We start from the raw sequence: 1,079 nt of genomic DNA on the forward strand, positions 1-1,079 counted from the left end.
GCTATCCGATCATCCTCGTGCACGGCCTGACCGGCACCGACGACTATTTCGGCGTGGTGCCGTACTGGTACGGCATGCAGGCCGACCTGCAGCGGCATGGCGCGACGGTCTACGTCGCCGACCTGTCGGGGTTCCAGAGCGACCTCGGCCCGAACGGGCGCGGCGAGCAACTGCTCGCCTACGTGAAGCAGGTGCTGGCGGTCACGGGTGCGGCCAAGGTGAACCTGATCGGGCACAGCCAGGGCGGGCTGACGTCGCGCTACGTCGCGTCGGTCGCGCCCGCGCTCGTCGCATCGGTCACGACGATCGCGACGCCGCACCGCGGCTCGCAGTTCGCCGACTTCGTGCTCGCCGCGCTGAAGCTCGACCCGACGGGCATCTCGACGCCGGTGTTCGGCGCGCTCCTGAACCTGTTCGGCGTCTTGACCAGCGACACGCACAACACGAACCAGGATGCGATCGCCGCGCTCGATGCGCTCGGCACGGCGCGAACCACGCGGTTCAACCAGTTGTTCCCGAGCCCGGGCCTCGGCGCCGGTGCCTGTCGCACCGGCGCGCCCGCCGAGACGATCGGCGGCAACGTGCATCTGCTGTATTCGTGGAGCGGCGCCGCATACCAGCCGGTGTCGCTGCTCGGCATCGTGACGGGCGCTGCCGACACCAGCGTAATTCCGGTCATCGATCCGGCGAACCTGCTGGATCCGTCGACGCTCGTGTTCCTGACCGCCGGCAACGTGATGGCGCTGGCCGGTGCGGGGCCGAACGACGGCTTCACGTCGACCTGCAGTTCGATGTTCGGCACGGTGATCTCGACGCGTTACCACTGGAATCACTTCGACGCGATCAATCAGTTGCTCGGCATCCGCGGCGCGTACGCGGAAGACCCGGTCGCCGCGCTGCGCGTGCATGCGAACCGGCTGAAGCTGCAGGGCGTTTGAGCGATGACGGTCCGGACGATGGTGTCTCGCGTCGCGCTCCATGGCGCCGTCGGCACGCTCGCGGCCGCGGCGGTATGGCATGCGCTCGACCGGCCGGCGGCGTCGACGCAGGCCGTCGCGCTGCCTGCCGCGCGCGCCGTG

1 protein-coding gene is annotated in these 1,079 nt (G+C 69.6%); it reads left to right on the forward strand.

Translation table 11 applies throughout. The features are described 5' to 3' along the window. On the forward strand, nucleotides 1–938 hold a 938-nt coding region (locus tag DPV74_RS41490), incomplete at its 5' end, for a triacylglycerol lipase (protein WP_162923344.1). Between the last annotated feature and the right edge of the window lie 141 nt (nucleotides 939–1,079).

The sequence above is a fragment of the Burkholderia sp. HAN2018 genome (genome assembly GCF_024704855.1).
In the GTDB taxonomy this organism is placed as follows: domain Bacteria; phylum Pseudomonadota; class Gammaproteobacteria; order Burkholderiales; family Burkholderiaceae; genus Burkholderia; species Burkholderia cepacia.